13 protein-coding genes are annotated in these 16,213 nt (G+C 60.8%); 9 read left to right on the forward strand and 4 right to left on the reverse strand.

From position 1 onward, the window contains the following. Window positions 1-16: 16 nt before the first annotated feature. Both OMR58_RS15740 and OMR58_RS15745 read right to left on the reverse strand, forming a co-directional pair. Complete coding sequence (locus OMR58_RS15740) at window positions 17-1,369, reverse strand: MFS transporter (protein ID WP_105593598.1); 1,353 nt, start codon at window positions 1,367-1,369, stop codon at window positions 17-19. Window positions 1,370-1,608: 239 nt separating this feature from the next. Next, on the reverse strand, window positions 1,609-2,514 hold the full coding sequence (locus OMR58_RS15745) for a GntR family transcriptional regulator (RefSeq protein WP_105593597.1): 906 nt from the start codon (window positions 2,512-2,514) through the stop codon (window positions 1,609-1,611). 135 nt (window positions 2,515-2,649) lie between these two features. Between OMR58_RS15745 and OMR58_RS15750 the strand changes: the two genes are divergently transcribed. Continuing rightward, window positions 2,650-3,672, forward strand: coding sequence for a zinc-binding alcohol dehydrogenase family protein (locus OMR58_RS15750; protein ID WP_200547949.1), 1,023 nt, complete (start codon window positions 2,650-2,652; stop codon window positions 3,670-3,672). Window positions 3,673-3,683: 11 nt separating this feature from the next. On the opposite strand, the gene OMR58_RS15755 is transcribed toward OMR58_RS15750, so the two are convergent. After that, window positions 3,684-4,604: a nucleoside hydrolase gene (locus OMR58_RS15755; RefSeq protein ID WP_205067397.1), complete on the reverse strand. Its 921-nt coding sequence runs from the start codon at window positions 4,602-4,604 to the stop codon at window positions 3,684-3,686. 43 nt (window positions 4,605-4,647) lie between these two features. Then, window positions 4,648-5,043 (reverse strand): polyketide cyclase, encoded by a 396-nt coding sequence (locus OMR58_RS15760; protein ID WP_105593594.1) that lies wholly within the window; start codon window positions 5,041-5,043, stop codon window positions 4,648-4,650. Window positions 5,044-5,298: 255 nt separating this feature from the next. On the opposite strand from OMR58_RS15760, the gene OMR58_RS15765 reads away from it, so the two are divergent. The 8 genes from OMR58_RS15765 to kdpD all read left to right on the forward strand — a co-directional run bounded on the left by OMR58_RS15765 (window position 5,299) and on the right by kdpD (window position 16,134). After that, window positions 5,299-6,216: a DMT family transporter gene (locus OMR58_RS15765; protein ID WP_264546361.1), complete on the forward strand. Its 918-nt coding sequence runs from the start codon at window positions 5,299-5,301 to the stop codon at window positions 6,214-6,216. Window positions 6,217-6,321: 105 nt separating this feature from the next. Further along, window positions 6,322-7,797, forward strand: coding sequence for a UbiD family decarboxylase (locus tag OMR58_RS15770; RefSeq protein ID WP_264546362.1), 1,476 nt, complete (start codon window positions 6,322-6,324; stop codon window positions 7,795-7,797). A 91-nt stretch (window positions 7,798-7,888) separates the two neighbouring features. After that, on the forward strand, window positions 7,889-8,776 hold the full coding sequence (locus OMR58_RS15775; RefSeq protein ID WP_264546363.1) for a LysR family transcriptional regulator: 888 nt from the start codon (window positions 7,889-7,891) through the stop codon (window positions 8,774-8,776). 165 nt (window positions 8,777-8,941) lie between these two features. After that, complete coding sequence (kdpF, locus tag OMR58_RS15780) at window positions 8,942-9,031, forward strand: K(+)-transporting ATPase subunit F (protein WP_105593590.1); 90 nt, start codon at window positions 8,942-8,944, stop codon at window positions 9,029-9,031. Continuing rightward, window positions 9,031-10,716, forward strand: a complete 1,686-nt coding sequence (kdpA, locus tag OMR58_RS15785; RefSeq protein WP_264546364.1) for a potassium-transporting ATPase subunit KdpA — start codon at window positions 9,031-9,033, stop codon at window positions 10,714-10,716. Before kdpF ends, kdpA begins: the two co-directional genes overlap by 1 nt. Window positions 10,717-10,734: 18 nt before the next feature. Further along, window positions 10,735-12,783: a potassium-transporting ATPase subunit KdpB gene (gene kdpB / locus OMR58_RS15790; RefSeq protein WP_200547943.1), complete on the forward strand. Its 2,049-nt coding sequence runs from the start codon at window positions 10,735-10,737 to the stop codon at window positions 12,781-12,783. Between the two features lie 11 nt (window positions 12,784-12,794). Next, the gene (gene kdpC, locus OMR58_RS15795) at window positions 12,795-13,361 is read left to right on the forward strand and encodes a potassium-transporting ATPase subunit KdpC (RefSeq protein ID WP_264546365.1); all 567 of its coding nucleotides are present in this window, start codon (window positions 12,795-12,797) and stop codon (window positions 13,359-13,361) included. 91 nt (window positions 13,362-13,452) lie between these two features. Beyond that, the gene (gene kdpD / locus OMR58_RS15800; RefSeq protein WP_264546366.1) at window positions 13,453-16,134 is read left to right on the forward strand and encodes a two-component system sensor histidine kinase KdpD; all 2,682 of its coding nucleotides are present in this window, start codon (window positions 13,453-13,455) and stop codon (window positions 16,132-16,134) included. The last annotated feature ends 79 nt before the right edge of the window (window positions 16,135-16,213 follow it).

Below are 16,213 nucleotides of genomic sequence, written 5' to 3' on the forward strand. Positions count from 1 at the left end.
GGCAGCAGCGGGTTTATCAGGCATCCACGATCGGGTCGCGGACGATAAACAAATAGGAGAGTGCACCGATCACCGTTACGCAGGCACAAACAGTTAGCGCCATGCTGAATGAGCCGGTGGTATCGAGGATCCAGCCGGTCAGGACCGGAGCAAACGAGGCAAACACGAAGCTGGCAAAGTTCTGAATACTGCCCACCGAGGCGGTCATACGCGCGGTGACCGAGCAGTGGATCAGGCCCCAGCACGATGTACCGGCGAAGTGGATGCAGAACAGCGCCATGCCGATCAGCAGGACCGCGCTCCATGTTGTAGTGGCATGCGGCACGACGGCGGTAAAGGCGGCAGAAAGCAGCATACCGGCAATAATGCACACCTTACGGGTTTTCAGCGGATGCGCGCCGCGGTTGACGACTGCATCAACCACATAGCCGTTCAGCAGCATGCCCGCTGCGCCAAACAGGAACGGGATCGCGGTCATCCAGCCGGTGCTTTTCAGGTCCAGGTTGTAGGTTGCCTGCAGGTAGCCCGGCAGCCAGGCCAGATACAGCCACGCGGTGTAGTTGATGCCGCTGAAGCCGATCATCATGCCCCACATGGTGCGGTTCTTGAACAGGCCGCGCCATTCTTTCATGGTCATCGGCTCTTTTTTCGCCACTACGCTGCCCGCTTCCAGATAGTTAATTTCTTCCTGGGTCAGGGTGTTGTTGTTGCGGTTGCGATAAATGGTGTACCAGCCGATGGAGAGGAAAATCCCCAGCACGCCGATAGTAATAAACATCGCACGCCAGCCCATAGTCAGCATCATTGCTGCCAGAATCGGCGGGCTGATAGCCAGACCAATAGTGGACGCGGCGTTGAAAATACCCATCGGCATACCGCGATGGCGGATGTTAAACCAGTCGTTAATCACCTTAACGCCGCACGGGTTCATCGGTGCTTCACCGATCCCCAGGCCGATACGTACCAGCACAAACTGGGTAAAGTTCTGCACCATACCCGCCATGGCCTGGAAGCAGGACCAGACGAACATACCAACGCCGAGCATAATGCGCGGGCCTTTACGGTCCAGCAGCAGGCCGCACGGCAGCTGAGCGATACCATAAGCCAGCGAGAAGGCGGAAAGCAGAATACCGATTTCGGTGCCGCTCAGGCCCAGGTCACCACGGATGGTCTGGTTAGCCACGGACAGCGAGCTGCGGTCGAGGTAGTTAATAATCGCCGCGAGGAACAGCAGGATCATCGCGGTGGTTTGTACGCGCTTAATGCGCGCCGAGCGCTGCAGCGGACCGCGCTCTGGCACCACGGTGGCCTTTGGCTCTTCGTGGTTGGCAGGGCGGTTTTGACCGCGAACGGTCTGGCTATTTTCCATACGGTACTCCCCGGGTATAAAAAGTATTGTTATTAGCATCGGGCCGGGGTACTGCTTTAAAAACCACGGCCAGAACAGGGTTGAAGTAAGGCTGAATAGCAGACTAGTGGCGGCCGAAGTCGGTGTTGCCAACTTGTTATCTTTTTCGTGCGGCAGGCGGCGATTTACGGTTTTTAATCGGCTTTTAATTACTGTGGTTGATGGCTTTTATCGATAAAAAGCCAAAATTGGTTAAAAAATCACCCTCTGTACTGGCGGATTGAACGCTGCATCGACTCCTTGGCGGTAATCAGATGGCGGTGAAATTCGATGATCGCTTCCACATCGTTGCGGCTGACCAGCGCGGTGAGGATCGCCAGATGCTCCTCCAGCGCCACGATGTTGCGCTGCTTCAGGTCGCTTTCATCCCACAGATAATGGAAGTGGAAAATGACCGAAATCACCTCAAGAGACTGATCGAAAAAGGGATTATTCGCCGCTGAGAGGATGAGTTTGTGCATCTCGCGGTCCAGCTGCGAGAAGTTACGATAGCTGGTGGCGATGGTGTCGCGCATCTGGCGGTGGCGGCTCAGCAGGTCACGGGCGGCAATCCAGCGCGGGTCGTCGGCGGGCAAATTGATAAAGCGCTTCAGGGCGTGGATCTCCAGCATCTCGCGCAGCTCAAACAGCTTCTCCGCGTATTCCTGGTCAAATTTCTTCATCAGCCAGTGGCCGCGCCGCACGTTTTCAATCAGCCCGTAGCGGCAGAAGCGCAGCAAAAACTCCCGCGCCGCCAGCGGACTAACGCCCACCGCCTGCGCCAGCTGCAGTTCGGAAAAACTGTCACCGGCCATCAGCTGGCGCTGGTTAATCATTTGAAAAAACGCCTGTTCTACCAGATTTGTCTGCGCTTCCGGCCCCGGCAGCGTTGCGGCAAAGCCATCGGCATCATCGGGCTGACGGGCAATGACCCAGCTGCCGTTGACCTTTTCCAGCACGCCACACTGCTCCAGGTGGTCCAGCGAGTGGCGCACGGTGGTGCGGCTGATGTTAAACATTTCCGCCAGGGCGGCCTGGGGCGGCAGCGGTGAAGGAATGTGCTGCTGGGCGATGGCTTCCAGCATCTGATTCACGACGTTATGACGAAGATTCTGCGTGCGGCTCATGGCTTCTCCCGGTTTTTTATCTATTAAAAACCAATTCAGAACAGCGAAAGGCGCGCTGGCTCACAGATCCAATTCTTTAACAAAACGCGCCGATTGATTTGCGCCATAACCCTGTGCAGACAACGGAGAAAAACCATGACAACGATGAATACGCTGGTGTGTCTGGAGCCGAAACAGATGGCTTACCAGACGCGTAATAAACCGCAGCCTGCTGCGGGTGAAGCGCTGCTGAAAATTATCAGCGCCGGAATTTGCGGCACCGATATTCACGCGTGGGGCGGCAATCAGCCGTTTTTCAGCTATCCACGCGTGCTGGGGCATGAACTCTGCGGCGAGGTGGTGGAGCTGGGCGAAGGCGTTAGCGGCTGGAAAGTGGGCCAGCGCGCGGCGGTGATCCCGTACCTCTCCTGCGAACAGTGTTCAGCCTGCCTGAGCGGCAAAACCAACTGCTGCGAAAACATCTCGGTGATCGGCGTGCATCAGGACGGCGGTTTCTGTGACTACCTCAGCGTGCCGGTGAAAAACCTGCTGTCGGCAGAGGGCATTGACCCTGACGCGGCAGCGCTGGTTGAGCCTTTTGCCATCAGCGCACATGCGGTACGCCGCGCGGCACCGGAGCCGGGCAGTAATCTGCTGGTCGTGGGTGCCGGGCCGATCGGGCTGGGCGTTGCCGCCATTGCTCATGCGTCTGGCGCTAACGTGGTGGTAGCGGATACCAGCGAGTTCCGCAGGCAACACGTGGAGCAGAACCTGAAGCTGGTGGCGCTGGATGCGGCGGCGGAAGATTTCCCGCAGCAGCTGCGTAATCAATTCAACGGCCAGCTGCCGTCCACGGTGATTGATGCCACCGGGAATGCGGCGGCGATGAACGGCGCGGTACGTCTGATGGCCCACGGTGGCACGCTGGTTTTCGTTGGCCTGCACAAGGGTGATATTCAGATCCCTGACCCGGAATTCCACAAAAAAGAAACCACGCTGATGGGCAGCCGCAACGCCACCCGCCAGGACTTTGAGCGTGTTGCCAGCCTGATGGCTGAAGGAAAAATTACCGCCGAGATGATGCTCAACCAGCGCTTTGAGTTTGCCGCGCTGGCTGAGATTTTCGAACAGCAGGTGATTAACAACCGCGGGCTGATTAAAGGCGTTATCCGCTTCTGAGCCCCGCAGGTTTAACCGCGTAGCGCCGCCAGGAAATGCGCTTTGACCCGTTCGCTGTCCACCGCCAGGCACAGTTTCTGAATGCCGGCAGCGGCAAACGGGTCATCGCGTGAAGCCAGCGGATGCAGACGGTGCAGCGTCTGGCCGCGTGAAATCCCTTCCGTCACCACCCGCACCGGTGATTCGGTAATGCCGAATAGTTCGGGATGATTCAGCCAGGCAATGGTCAGCGTATCGTGCAGCGCCATCCCTTCAAATCCTTCTTTCTCCAGGCTGTATTGCAGATAGCTGCGGGAAATCGCCTCCAGTTCCGGTCGGTTCAGGCTACGAATATCTTCTCCGCTAATCTGCACCTGATGGGTGACATCCAGCGGCAGTACCACGATTTTCAGCTGTGAGCTGAGCACCTGATCCGCCGCGTGCGGATCTTTCCAGATATTGAATTCGGCAAACGGCGTGACGTTGCCGCCGTGGCCCAGCGTGCCGAAAGCGCCGCCCATAATCACCAGCTGCGCCACCTTCGCCACGATATCCGGGGCCTGATTAATGGCGGTGGCGATATTGGTCAGCGGCCCGATGGCGACCAGGGTGATCGCTCCGGGATGCTGGCGAACGCTGTTGATAATAAAGTTAATGGCGTTATCCGCCTCGCCGCTGCACGGATTTTCAAAAACGCCGCCGAGGCCGTCTTTGCCGTGAACCTGAAGGGCGGGGGCGGAAGGTGCACAGGCCAGCGGGCGCGAACTGCCGCGATAAATCGGCACATCCAGGCCGATTTTCTGGCTGAACAGGCGGGCGTTTTTGACCGCCTGCTCCACCGGCACGTTGCCAAATACCGTGGTAATGCCGAGGATATCGGTGCTTTTCGCCGCATAGGCCAGCGCGAAGGCGTCATCCACGCCGATATCGGTATCAAAAATAATTTTCTGCATCAGATTCTCCTTTCCGTAATGACTGACATCCCTGTGCGCGTTATCAGGTGGTCAGCAGGGTGTGCAGCGTCTGCAAGTCCTGTTTTACCATCTCCAGCTCCTGGGCAAAACGATCATCTGAGAGCAGCGGCTGGCGGAACACCGTAATCAGCACCTGCGATCCGGTGCCGTTGGCGACAATACGCATCGGCACAAAAATCTCTTTGCTGAGGCCGGTATCCACGTAGTGATCCATAATGCAGAACGGGTTATGTTCGGTAAAACGCACTTTCACCGCACCCAGCGGGCCTTTACCGCGCCAGATGTTGCCATCCTGCTCCAGCGGCGTTTTGCTCAGCCCGGAAGCCCATTTAGGAAAGAATTCCGGTTTCCAGATGGTTTCATATAAATCGACCCAGTTACGGGGAATAGCGATGCTAAGGGTATGTGAGGACAGCATAAAACCTCCGATCGATGATGAATCAACCCTTCATCGTTTAAAGTAAAGTGCAGATAGCGGATTTAAGCACCCTGGCAGACTAATGAGAAGTCTTTCACATTCTCACCTTTCCAGATCACGACACAGCTCCCACTTTCCGTTAACAAATCCCCATGGCCGATAACGGCTTGTTTTGCCGAACGGCGAGGCATATAACTACTCTTTCCGCTGACGGGATCGCCCTGCGGCAGTGAATTTTATCAACGGGAGAAGTGAGTGAGACAAGGGGATATGGGTCGTTTACTGCTGCTTGCCGCCATCTGGGGCGCCAGCTTTCTGTTTATGCGAGTTGCCACGCCGGTTTTTGGCTCGCTGAATACCGCTTTTCTGCGCGTTTTCTTCGGCTGCCTTGGCCTGATTGCGCTGCTGCTGATCCTGCGGGTGAAGTTGACCTTTAACGGTAAAGCGCTGCCGGCAGTGCTGCTGGGGGTGATCAACTCCGCCGTGCCGTTTGTGATGTACTGCCTGGCGGCAAAATGGCTGCCCGCAGGCTATTCCGCCATTCTGAATGCCACCACGCCGCTGATGGGCGTACTGATCGGCGGCCTGCTGTTCAGCGAGCAGTTTACGCTGCGTAAGCTGAGCGGCGTGGTGCTGGGATTAGCGGGAATTGTGCTGCTGACCACCACCGGCAGCCTGGCGCTGACCCACGATGTGCTGCTGGGCATCGCCGCCTGTCTGGTCGCCACCGCCTGCTACGCGATGGCGGGATTCCTTACCAAAAAATGGATCGGCGATCGCGGGGGGCTGGATGCCAAACTGGTGGCGCTCGGCAGCCAGATCGGGGCCACCCTGTTTATGCTGCCGATCTTTATCACCTCGGTCGCCGTCCAGCCGGCGGTGGACTGGCAGCACCCCGGCGTCTGGCTCTGCGTGCTGGCGCTGGGACTGGTGTGCACCGCCTGGGCCTATATTCTGTTCTTCCGCCTGATTGCCGATATCGGTCCGTTGAAAACGCTCACCGTTACCTTCCTGATCCCACCCTTTGGCGTGCTGTGGGGCTACCTGTTCCTCGGCGAGACGATCTCCAGCGGCTTTATCGGTGGCGGGCTGGTGATTATCGTCGCGGTGTGGCTGGTGACCGGCAGTGTAAAACCGAAGGCGGAGATTAAGGACGTCTCGCTGAAGTCCTGATGCCGCGCATTAGCCAAAAGGTATAGCGGGTTAGCTTTTCAGTCATATTCACGGCCGCCGGGCGCATCACATACTGGGGGCCGTGACTCACTGAGGAAGATAACCATGACCGAGACGGTTTACGATCTCCGCTCCGCGCTGGCGCGGCTGGCGGCAATGGACGGCGAGCTGGTCAGCACCGACACCGAAGTTGACCCCCATGCCGAGCTGTCGGGCGTTTATCGCTATGTTGGCGCGGCCGGGACCACCCGGCGACCAACGCGTGAAGGCCCGGCGATGTTGTTTAATCGGGTGAAAGGCTTTGCGGATTTCCGCGTGGTGACCGGGGTGCTGGCCTCGCGACGCCGCGTCGGTGCGCTGCTGGGCTGTGAGCCGGACAGGCTGGGCCATCTGCTGATGAACTCGGTGAAAAATCCCCTTCCTCCCGTCCTGACGCAGAGCGCGCACATTCCCTGCCAGGAGGTGGTTCACCTCGCCAGCGAGCCGGGTTTTGATATCCGCACGCTGCTGCCCGCGCCGACCAATACCGAAGAGGATGCCGGTCCCTATTTCACCATGGGGCTGTGCTACGCCACCGACCCGGAAACCGGCGAATCCGATATCACCATTCACCGCCTGTGCATGCAGGGGCCGGACGAGCTGTCGATGTACTTTGCCCCCGGACGCCACCTTGACGTCTTCCGCGCGAAAGCGGAAGCGGCAGGCAACGCGCTGCCGATCACCATCAGCCTTGGGGTCGACCCGGCGATTTATGTCGGTGCCTGCTTTGAGCCGCCGACCACGCCGCTGGGCTTTGACGAGCTGAACATTGCCGGGGCGCTGCGCGGTAAGGCGGTAGAGCTGGCGCAGGGCATAGCGGTGAACGCCCGGGCGATAGCTCATGCGGAGGTGGTGATCGAAGGTGAGCTGATGCCGGAGGTGCGCTACCGGGAAGATCGCAATACGAATACCGGTAAAGCGATGCCGGAGTTCCCCGGCTATACCGGCCCCGCAAACCCGTCGCTGCCGGTGATCAAGGTGAAGGCGGTCACCCATCGCCGCCATCCGATCCTGCAGCACACCATCGGCTGTAGCGAAGAGCACGTCAACATGGCCGGAATTCCCACCGAGGCCAGCATTCTCGGCATGGTGGAGCGGGCGATGCCGGGCCGCCTGCTCAACGTTTTCGCCCACTCTTCCGGCGGCGGCAAGCTGATGGCGGTGATGCAGTTTAAGAAAAGCATTCCGGCGGATGAAGGACGCCAGCGCCAGGCTGCGCTGCTGGCCTTTGCGGCATTCCCCGAGCTGAAGCATGTGATGCTGGTAGACGAAGACGTGGATATTTTCGACAGCAACGACGTGCTGTGGGCGATGCAGACGCGCTATCAGGGCGATGTGGATACGGTCTTTATTCCCGGCGTGCGCTGCCATCCACTCGACCCGTCGCAGATCCCGGAATACAGCCCGAGCATTGCCGCGAAGGGCATCGCCTGCAAAACCATTTTCGACTGTACCGTGCCGTATGCGCTGAAAAGCCACTTCCAGCGCTGCGAGTTTAAAGAGGTCGACGTGCGGCGTTTTCTGCCGGATTTTCACTATTGATATCTAAGCGGGCACGATGCGTGGTGTTTCTGTACCGAACGTTGGTGTAAAAAAGGAGTTATCTGGTTCTTCGGTACAGGAAAACTCTGCGATGTTGAAACTCAAGCCCCTGTATTACTTTAAAACGGTAGTGGAGAAAGGCTCGATTTCGGCGGCTTCTGCGGTGCTGTTTACCGCCCAGCCGCCAATCAGCAAGGCGCTACAGCAGCTGGAAGCCCAGTGGGACGTGGTGCTGTTCGAGCGAACGTCGCGCGGGATGATCCCCACCGATGCCGGGCGCTACCTCTACCAGCGCGCCGGGGATCTGCTGTTGCAGGCGCAGAATATCGACAGTGAAATGCGCGCTTTCAGCGAAGGTCAGCGTGGCGTGGTGCGCCTGGGCTGCGTGGATATGGGCATCAGCCTGCTGGCCGAAGCCATCGCCGCGCTGCGTTTGCGCTACCCCAATCTGCAATTCTCGCTGTATCAGGGCGACCCGCCGTGGCTGGAAGAACTGCTGGAGCGGCGTCAGGTGGATGCCGCGCTGATCCATTTGCCGCTGACGCTGAACCCGCACAATATCGCCAGTATCCCACTCAATCAGCTCAACGTCCGCGCCCTGTGCCTGGCCGATACACCGCTGGCCGCACGGCCCTCCGTCACGCTGGCACAGCTGGCCGCGCAGCCGCTGGTGCTGCTGCGGCGTAAAACCGGTTTCGGCATGTACGATCGGGTGATGCAGTGCTTTACCCAGGCCGGGCTGACGCCGAACATTGTGGCGCAGGCCAGCGATCTGCCGGTAATGAAGCAACTGGTGCGGCAGGGCGTGGCGGTGGCGCTGGTGCCGTCGCTGGCCGAGGCGGAAACTGAAGCCGGGCTGATCTCGCTGCCGGTGCCGGAGCTACAGGCAGCCGCCGACAGGCTGGCCCTGATTTACTACCAGCAGCATGCGGAGAGCGCGGTGCTGAAGCCGCTGCTGGAATACTTTTTCTCGCGCTGATGGCAATGCCATCCTGCGTGCCGCTGTTGGGCTGAGCGGGCCATAACTGCTGAAAAATCAGTCCATTTTTATACTTTTTTTACACCCTGACCCCGCATTTTTACACCAACTTTGCACGCCGCTCGCAACAATATCAGCCATCTGAAACGCCTCTGGAGGTGTGCTGTGAGCGCTGCTGTTATAACCGGCATTGTGCTGGTGTTTGCCCTGTTGGGTTATCTGATTTATGCCCTGCTTAACGCGGAGGAGTTCTGATGGCTGCCTCCGCCTTTTTACTGATCGGCTGTTACATGGTGCTGCTGCTGGTGCTTGCCCGTCCGCTGGGCAGCGGTCTGGCGTGGCTGATTGCCGACCGTCCCGTGCCGGGGTTGGCCGCTACCGAGCGCCTGCTGTGGCGGGTGAGCGGCGTTGCGCCGGGGGGGATGAACTGGCAGCGCTATCTGCTGGCAATCCTGCTGTTTAATGCCCTTGGGCTGGTACTGCTGTTCCTGATGCTGCTTAACCAGGCACACCTGCCGCTGAACCCGCAGGGGCTGCCGGGGCTGAGCTGGCATCTGGCGCTGAACACCGCGGTCAGCTTTGTCACCAACACCAACTGGCAGTCCTACGCCGGGGAAAGCACCCTGAGCTATTTCAGCCAGATGGTCGGCTTAACCGTGCAGAACTTCCTCTCTGCCGCCACCGGTATCGCCGTTGCCTTTGCGCTGATCCGGGGCTTTGCCAACCGCGCGCTGGACGATTTGGGTAACGCCTGGCGCGATATCACCCGTATCACCCTTTATGTTCTGCTGCCGCTCTCTCTGCTGATGGCGCTGTTCCTGGTCAGCCAGGGCGTAATTCAGAACCTGCACGGCTACGTGGAGCTGACCACGCTGGAGGGCGCGAAACAGGTGCTGCCGATGGGGCCGGTGGCCTCGCAGGAAGCGATCAAAATGCTCGGGACTAACGGCGGCGGCTTCTTTAACGCCAACTCCGCGCACCCGTTTGAAAACCCCACCGTGCTGAGTAACTTCGTGCAGATGCTGTCGATTTTCCTGATCCCGGCAGCGCTGTGCTTTGCCTTCGGCGACGCGCTGCGCGACCGGCGTCAGGGCCATACGCTGCTGTGGGCGATGTCGCTGATGTTTATCGCCGCCGTGGCGGTGGTGATGTGGGCGGAGCTACAGGGCAACCCGCATTTCCTGACGCTGGGGGCGGATACCGCCGCCAATATGGAAGGGAAAGAGACGCGGTTCGGCATCCTTAACTCCAGCCTGTTCGCAGTGATCACCACGGCGGCCTCCTGCGGTGCGGTAAGCGCGATGCACGACTCCTTTACCGCGCTGGGCGGCATGGTGCCGATGTGGCTGATGCAGATCGGTGAGGTGGTGTTTGGCGGCGTGGGTGCGGGACTGTACGGCATGCTGCTGTTCGTGCTGCTGGCGGTGTTTATCGCCGGGCTGATGATCGGTCGCTCGCCGGAATACCTCGGCAAAAAGATCGACGTCTGGGAGATGAAAATGACCGCGCTGGCGATCCTGGTGACGCCGACGCTGGTACTGCTGGGCACTGCGCTGGCGATGATGACCGACGCCGGACGCAGCGCAATGCTGAACCCCGGCACCCACGGATTCTCCGAGGTGCTGTACGCGGTTTCGTCGGCGGCCAACAACAACGGCAGCGCCTTCGGTGGACTCAGCGCCAACACGCCGTTCTGGAACCTGCTGCTGGCGTTCTGCATGCTGGTGGGCCGTTTCGGCATCATCATTCCGGTACTGGCTATTGCCGGTTCTCTGGCGCGGAAGAAAATCCAGCCGCAGGGCAACGGTACGCTGCCTACCCACGGCGCGCTGTTTATTGCCCTGCTGATTGGCACCGTGCTGCTGGTGGGCGCGCTGACCTTTATCCCGGCACTGGCTCTGGGCCCGGTGGCGGAACATCTGCACATGCTCAGTCGTTAACGAGCGGAGAATCACGAGATGAGTCGGAATCAACAGGCGCTGTTTGACAGCGCGCTGATCGGCGTGGCGCTGCTTGATGCGCTGAAAAAACTGGACCCGCGCGTACAGGTGCGCAATCCGGTGATGTTTGTGGTGTGGCTGGGCAGCGTCATTACTACACTGCTGGCGATCGCCATGGCGGCAGGGAAAACCCCGGGTGAGGCGGGCTTCACCGCCGCTATCTCCCTGTGGCTGTGGTTTACCGTGCTGTTCGCTAACTTTGCCGAAGCGCTGGCGGAAGGGCGCAGCAAGGCGCAGGCCAACAGCCTGAAAGGCGTGACTAAAACCAGCTTTGCCAAAAAGCTCAGCGAGGCGCGCTACGGAGCCAGTCATCAGCCGGTGGCGGCGGACAGCCTGCGCAAAGGCGACTGGGTGCTGGTGGAAGCCGGGGACATCATCCCCTGCGACGGTGAAGTGCTGTCCGGCGGCGCGTCGGTGGATGAAAGCGCCATCACCGGGGAGTCTGCGCCGGTGATCCGTGAATCCGGCGGGGATTTTTCCTCGGTGACCGGCGGGACGCGCATTCTTTCCGACTGGCTGGTGGTTCAGTGCAGCGTGAATCCGGGGGAAACCTTCCTCGATCGAATGATTGCCATGGTGGAAGGCGCAACGCGGCGTAAAACGCCGAACGAGATCGCCCTGACCATCCTGCTGGTGGCGCTGACCATCGTCTTCCTGCTGGCCACCGCAACGCTGTATCCGTTCTCCGCCTGGGGCGGCAGCACGGTCAGCATCACCGTTCTGGTAGCGCTGCTGGTCTGCCTGATCCCCACCACCATCGGCGGCCTGCTGTCGGCGATCGGCGTGGCGGGCATGAGCCGCATGCTGGCGGCCAACGTGATTGCGACCAGCGGCCGCGCGGTTGAGGCGGCGGGTGACGTTGACGTGCTGATGCTGGATAAAACCGGCACCATCACCCTCGGCAACCGGCAGGCGACGCAGTTTCTGCCCGCGCCGGGCGTGACGGCGGAACAGCTGGCCGATGCGGCGCAGCTGGCGTCGCTGGCCGATGAAACCCCGGAAGGGCGCAGTATTGTGGTGCTGGCGAAGCAGAAATTTAACCTGCGCGAACGCGATCTGAGCAGCATGGACGCCACTTTTATTCCGTTCTCGGCGCAGACGCGCATGAGCGGGGTTAACGTGCAGCAGCGGGCGGTGCGCAAGGGCGCGGTGGATGCAGTGCGCCGCCATATTGACAGTAACGGCGGCCAGTTCCCGCCGGAAGTGAACGGCCTGGTAGAACAGGTGGCGCGGGCGGGTGGCACGCCGCTGGTGGTCTGCGACGGCGCGAAAGTGATGGGCGTGGTGGAGCTGAAGGACATCGTTAAAGGCGGTATCAAAGAGCGCTTCGCTGAAATGCGCAAAATGGGCATTAAAACCATCATGATCACCGGCGATAACCCGCTGACCGCCGCTGCCATCGCCGCCGAAGCCGGGGTGGATGACTTCCTCTCGGAAGCCACGCCGGAAGCCAAGCTGGCGCTGATCCGCCAGTATCAGGCGGAAGGCCGCCTGGTGGCGATGACCGGTGACGGCACCAACGATGCGCCAGCGCTGGCGCAGGCCGACGTGGCGGTAGCGATGAACTCCGGTACTCAGGCAGCGAAAGAGGCGGGGAACATGGTCGATCTGGACTCCAACCCGACTAAGCTGCTGGAGGTGGTGCATATCGGTAAGCAGATGCTGATGACCCGCGGGTCGCTGACCACGTTCAGCATCGCCAACGACGTGGCGAAATATTTCGCCATCATCCCGGCGGCTTTTGCGGCGACCTACCCGCAGCTGAATATGCTCAACGTCATGCACCTGCATTCCCCTACCTCGGCGATGCTGTCGGCGGTGATCTTTAACGCGCTGATTATCGTGTTTCTGATCCCGCTGGCGCTGAAGGGCGTGAGCTACCGTCCGCTGAGCGCGGCGGCACTGCTGCGCCGTAACCTGTGGCTGTACGGCGTGGGCGGGCTGCTGGTGCCGTTCGCCGGTATCAAGCTGATCGATATGCTGCTGACCGTTACCGGTCTGGCGTAAGGAGAACTATCATGAGTCAATGTCGCCCCGCACTGTTTTTACTGTTACTACTGACGCTGGTTGTCGGCGTATTTTATCCTTTACTGACCACCGGGCTGGCACAGTGGTGGTTCCCGCATCAGGCCGCCGGTTCACTGATTGAGCTGCGGGGAGAAGCGCGAGGTTCCGCACTGATCGGGCAGAACTTCAGCCAGCCGGGCTATTTCCAGGGGCGTCCTTCGGCTACCGGTGATGCGCCCTATAATCCGCTGGCCTCTTCCGGCAGCAACCTGGCGGCGAGCAACCCGGCGCTTGACCAGGCGCTGGAACAACGTGCGGCAGCGCTGCGTGCGGCCAATCCGCAGGCCGTGGGTTCGATACCGGTGGATCTGCTGACCGCATCCGGCAGCGGACTCGACCCGGAGATTTCACCGCAGGCGGCGCGCTGGCAGGCTCCCCGCATTGCGGCAGCGAGGCAGCTGCCGCTGGGCGTGGTGCAGAAGCTGATTGAGCAGCAGATCCACACGCCGATGCCTGCGTTTATCGGCGACCCAACGGTCAACGTGCTGGCGCTGAATCTGGCCCTGGATGGCATGTAGTCCAAAGGTGGCCTTAATGGGCTGATGTAACGGGCCGCACGGCGATGTTAATCCGGTGCGGCTTTTCGCCGTTTTGATCACAGGGAGCATTATGAACGATGAACTCCAGCGCCCGGACCCGGATGCGCTGCTGCGCCAGGCGGCGGTTGAGGGCCGTGGCAAACTAAAAATCTACTTTGGTGCCTGTGCCGGGGTGGGTAAAACCTGGTCGATGCTGCAGGAGGCACAGCGCCTGCGCGGCCAGGGGCTGGAGGTGCTGGTCGGCATCGTTGAAACCCACGATCGCCCGGAAACTGCGGCGCTGCTGGCCGGGCTGACCGTACTGCCACGCCGCGCCACCGGGCAGCAGCGCTACCCGGAGTTTGACCTTGATGCCGCGCTGGCCCGTCATCCGGCGGTGATCCTGATGGACGAGCTGGCGCACAGCAACGCCCGTGGCTCGCGTCACCCCAAACGCTGGCAGGATATCGAAGAACTGCTGGACGCGGGCATTGATGTGATGACCACGGTTAACGTGCAGCACCTCGAAAGCCTGAACGACGTGGTGGGCGGCGTGACCGGTATTCGCGTGCGGGAAACGGTGCCGGACCCGTTTTTTGACGCCGCCGACGAAGTGGTGCTGGTGGATCTGCCGCCGGACGATCTGCGCCAGCGGCTGAAAGAGGGCAAAGTCTACATCGGTGCGGGGGCCGAGCGCGCCATCGAAAACTTCTTCCGCAAGGGCAACCTGATCGCTCTGCGCGAGCTGGCGCTGCGCCGTACCGCCGATCGCGTCGACGACCAGATGCGCGCCTGGCGTGAGACGCAGGGCCGTGAAAAAGTCTGGCACACCCGCGATGCGATCCTGCTGTGCATCGGCGACAACGGCGGCAGCGAAAAGCTGGTGCGCAGCGCCGCCCGGCTGGCAGGCCGACTCGACTGCGTCTGGCATGCGGTGTACGTGGAAACCCCACGCCTGTATCGCCTGCCGGAAGCGCGGCGGCGCGGAATTTTACGCACGCTCCAGCTGGCGCGCGATCTGGGGGCAGAAACTGCCACCCTCTCCGACACCCGCGAAGCCCGCGCGGTGCTGCGCTACGCCCGCGATCATAACCTCGGCAAAATTATCCTTGGCCGCCGCCCCAGTAAACGCTGGTGGCGCGAGCGCTTTGCCGATCGCCTGGCGGAGCTGGGGCCGGATCTCGATATTTTGATCGTCGCCCTCGACGATCCGCCTGCGGATGTCGGCCCGCCGCTGGCAAGGCAGAACGCCGCGAACGATAGCCGCTGGCGCGCACAGCTGCACGGCTGCGTGGCGGCGCTGCTGCTGTGCGTTGTGGTGACATTGGCCGGGCGCTGGCTGCTGCCGCGCGTTGATTCCGTCAACCTGGTGATGGTCTACCTGCTGGCGGTGGTGGTGGTGGCGCTGCGCTACGGTCGTTGGCCGTCAGTGGTGGCCACGCTGCTGAATATTATTGCCTTTGACCTGGTGTTTGTTGCACCCACCGGCACCATGGCGGTGTCGGATGTGCAGTATCTGGTGACCTTCGGCGTGATGCTGGCGGTGGGGGTGATCGTCGGCAATCTGACGGCGGGCGTGCGCTATCAGGCAAGGGTGGCGCGCTATCGCGAGCAGCGGGCGCAGCATCTGTACGGTATGGCAAAAGCACTCAGCCGCGCGCTCAGCCAGCAGGACATCGCCGCGATCCTCCAGCACAGCCTGGAAAGTACCTTACAGGCGCGCAGCGAGCTGCATCTGCCTGATGAGCAGGGCGAGCTGAAGGTGGTGGGCGAACCACATCTCAGCGCTCAGCCGGACCGCGCTATCGCCCACTGGAGCTTTACCAAGGGCCAGCCCGCCGGCGCCGGGACCGACACGCTGCCCGGCGTACCCTGGCTGATGCTGCCGTTAAAAAGCGGCAGCGAGACGCTTGGCCTGCTGATCCTCGAACCGCTGAATCTGCGCCAGCTGATGATCCCGGAACAGCAGCGGCTGGTGGAAACCTTTACCGTGCTGATCGCTAACGCGCTGGAGCGCATGGCGCTCAGCCAGCGGGAGGCGGCGTCCAGACTGGCGGCGGAGCGCGAACAGCTGCGCAACGCGTTGTTATCCGCGCTTTCCCACGACCTGCGTACGCCGCTGACGGTGCTGTTCGGCCAGGCGGAAATCCTGACGCTGGATCTCGCCAGCGAAAACTCGCCGTATGCGCCGCAGGCCAGCGCGATGCGTGAACAGACGCTGAACACCATCCGGCTGGTCAATAATCTGCTGGATATGGCGCGGCTACAGTCCGGCGGCTTCCACCTTAAACGCGAGTGGATGGCGCTGGATGAGCTGATTGGCAGCACGCTGCGTACCATGAATGCTTCGCTGGCCGACCGCACCGTTCAGCTGGATCTGCCGCCGGAGCTGCTGCTGATTGACGTGGACGCACCGCTGATGGAGCGGGTGCTGGCGAATCTGCTGGAGAACGCTTTGAAATATGCCGGGGCGGAGGCCGAGCTGGGCATTCGCGCTCGCAGGACTGAGGGGGCGGTTTCACGGCTGGAGATTATCGTGTGGGACAGCGGTCCGGGGATACCTGCCGGGCAGGAGAGGAAGATTTTTGAAAAATTCTCTCGCGGCAATAAAGAGTCATCGGTGCCGGGCGTTGGGCTGGGGTTAGCAATCTGCCAGGCGATTGTCGCGATGCATGACGGGGAGATTCATGCGGAAAACCGCCCGCAGGGTGGCGCGAATTTTGTGATTTCGCTGCCGATGACGGCACCGCCGGAACTTGAGGATTATGAGTGAACTTGGGGATAGCTTGAGGATGAAGAAGACGGTGATGCAGTAAACGTACCTGGTATTATCCTCGCTGAGTGCTGCATGA

This window comes from Erwinia sp. INIA01, from assembly GCF_025947915.1.
Lineage (GTDB): Bacteria > Pseudomonadota > Gammaproteobacteria > Enterobacterales > Enterobacteriaceae > Erwinia > Erwinia coffeiphila.